Below are 2,589 nucleotides of genomic sequence, written 5' to 3'. Positions count from 1 at the left end.
GCCGGAATCCGGGCCCGGGCCGTTCGTCCTGAACGTCAGAGGGCGGTGCAGACGGCGGTCGCGCGGATGGACTCGGTCGCGGTGCCGGTGTTGGTACCGCGCACGACCCAGGAGTTGTCGGTCGGGTAGGAGTCGGTGAAGAAGATCCGGTAGGCGCTGGTCTGGCCGCCACCGCCGGTGGGCACCTCCCCGGACGGACAGCTGACGACGGCGACCCCGTTGGCCCCCGGGTCCACGTCGATCCAGTCGCCGACGACCTGGTCGTGCGCGGCCATCAGTGCGGGGCTGACGGCGGCCGGGCCGTGCGGGACGACGACGGTCGGCTTGACGTTGGGCGTGCCCACGGGCGTGCCCACGGGCTTGCCCACCGGCTCGCCGACGGGCTCTCCGACGGGCTTGTGGCTGGGCTTGCCGTCGGCGACGGCGGCCACGGTGCCCGAGGCCAGGACACCGGCGACGGCGACGGCGAGGGCGGTCAGGACGAGGGGCTTCATGCGGGCCACGGAGGCTCCTGAGGGTTGCTGGTCGGGGTGCGTCGACGCGGGACCGTTCCCCGCGTCGAGGCCGATCCGTACCCGAACCCCCGACTCCGGCGCGGAGGCCCGCCGTACCGGTTACCCGGGCGGGGGAACACCGCTGCCCGGCCGGGCTAGCCGGGCCGGGCCACTCCGGCACCACCCCGCGCATCGCCCACACCGCGTACGGCCGCCCCGCCACCCACGTCCGCACCCGCGCCTGAGCGCCGCTCACCCCGCCGGTCACCCCGCCGGTTCGTGGCGGCCTCCCGCGGATCCCCGGGCCGGGCGGCCGGCCACCCGGGCGGAGGAACACCGCCGGTCGCGGGGCCGGCCCGGGCCGGCCCCGCGCGGGTGGTCCGGCTGCCCGGTCCGAGGTGGTGACCGTCCGGGGAGAGGCCCGGCAGGCGCCCCTACCGACCTGCCGCCACCTCCTGCGCGACGGCGCGGCGGGGGCGGGTGAACCAGCAGGCCAGCAGCAGGTTGGGCACCCAGCACAGCCAGGCGATGGCGGTGTAGGAGGCACGGAAGTCCAGGTGCGCGGCCGTCGCGGCGAGCAGCATGAGGCGCAGGGTGACGGCGGCGAAGGTGAGCGCGAAGCTGCGGATCATCCAGTGGCGGTGGTCGGCCACCCGGCCGTCGAGGATCGCCCGCAGCCCGCCGTGGCCGGTCACCAGCCAGGCCACGGCCAGGCCGACGAAGCCGAGCCTGGCCACCGCTCCCCCGTACGCGACGGGTGCCAGCAGCAGTGCGCCCACCCCGCCGACCAGGCAGCCGACCAGGTACGTGACGCCGATCCGGCGGTGCAGGCGGGGCCGGCGCTCGCGCAGGCGGGTGGAGAACTGCCAGGGCCCGACCGCGAGTGCGGTGATCGCGCCGAAGATGTGGATGTAGAGCGGGACTTCGTGGCGCAGGTAGGTGGCGCGCTGCTGCTCGAAGAACCCCGCGGGGTCGAAGCTGAAGTACTTGGCGGAGATCACGGCGATGAGGGTGGCGAGCACCGTCATGACGGCCCAGCCGGCCCGTGTGATGCGCATGGACCGAGTGTCGGCCCCGGCGGCCCGGGCCGACATCCGGGTTGCCCCCGAGAGGAACCCCCAGAGAACCCCACCTCCCGTACGGGGATGGGTACTTGACGCCTGCTGTCAAGATCGTTCCCTCGAAAGTGTTATTCCGGAACGGAGTTCCTTGGAATCGATCGCGGCGCGGCTAGCGTGAGCGGCGATCACCACGAGAACTCCCTCCGGAGCAAAGGAATCCCATGTCCGACGCCTACGTGTACGTCAAGGGCAATGCCTTGGCCGGGATGCATGGGTGATCTTCACTCTCAAGAGTGAAGATCACGTTCGGTTTCGGCCACATCGCACCGGGCCGCGCCCCCGAACGCCGCCGTCCCGGAAGGCTGATCACACCAAGACGACCGAGGAACGGGATCATGACGAGCGACAGCACCACCCAGCCGGCCCCCCGCTTCGCCCTTGTCCAGGGCACGTTCGAGATCGAGGGCCGCGACTCCGTGGTCCTGGACCTGTCCACCGAGGAGGCCCGGAAGCAGGCGGCCGCCACCACCATCACCCTCAAGGAGGGTGCCAACTACCGGGTGAAGCTGACGTTCCGGGTCTCCGGCGGGACCGTCTCGGGCGTCCTGTACACGAACCAGACCTACCGGAAGGGGCTCAGGGTCCAGAAGGACCGCCAGATGCTGGGCTCCTTCGGCCCGCAGGACCAGCCGCGCGAGGTCAGCATCCCCCGGCACGACTGGGAGGAGGCGCCGTCCGGCGTGCTCGCCCGGGGCGTCTACACCGCCAAGGGCACCTTCGTCGACGACGACGCCACCGAACTCGGCGACTGGGAATGGGCGTTCGAGATCAAGTCCGACTGGTAGGCGACGGTCCGACAGCAGCGGGGCCGCCCGGCATGGGGCGGCCCCTCCCGCCGTCGTCAGGTGGCGCGTCGGCCGTGGAGGAACTCTGGTCCCGGGGCAGCGCCATCCCCACCGGCCAGGCCCGCGCACAGGAAGTCGGCCCCGCCGACTTCTCACGGTCCGCACCGGCGGGTTCGACGTCCTCCGGAG

The 2,589-nt window shown here is 72.7% G+C and carries 3 protein-coding genes; 1 reads left to right on the top strand and 2 read right to left on the bottom strand.

Going from position 1 to position 2,589, the window contains the following annotated elements; translation table 11 throughout:
• Window positions 1–35 precede the first annotated feature (35 nt).
• Both ACFU6K_RS36290 and ACFU6K_RS36285 read right to left on the bottom strand, forming a co-directional pair.
• Entirely contained in the window at window positions 36–494 is a 459-nt protein-coding gene (locus ACFU6K_RS36290) for a hypothetical protein (RefSeq protein WP_380670502.1), read from the bottom strand.
• Window positions 495–928: 434 nt separating this feature from the next.
• On the bottom strand, window positions 929–1,552 hold the full coding sequence (locus tag ACFU6K_RS36285) for a DUF2306 domain-containing protein (protein ID WP_380670500.1): 624 nt from the start codon (window positions 1,550–1,552) through the stop codon (window positions 929–931).
• A 398-nt stretch (window positions 1,553–1,950) separates the two neighbouring features.
• Between ACFU6K_RS36285 and ACFU6K_RS36280 the strand changes: the two genes are divergently transcribed.
• Entirely contained in the window at window positions 1,951–2,400 is a 450-nt protein-coding gene (locus ACFU6K_RS36280; protein ID WP_380670498.1) for a hypothetical protein, read from the top strand.
• Window positions 2,401–2,589 lie beyond the last annotated feature (189 nt).

Source organism: Kitasatospora sp. NPDC057512 (assembly GCF_042802135.1).
Taxonomy (GTDB): domain Bacteria; phylum Actinomycetota; class Actinomycetes; order Streptomycetales; family Streptomycetaceae; genus Kitasatospora.
Note: the sequence above shows the minus strand (reverse complement) of the source record. Positions and strands in the feature narration are given on the sequence as shown.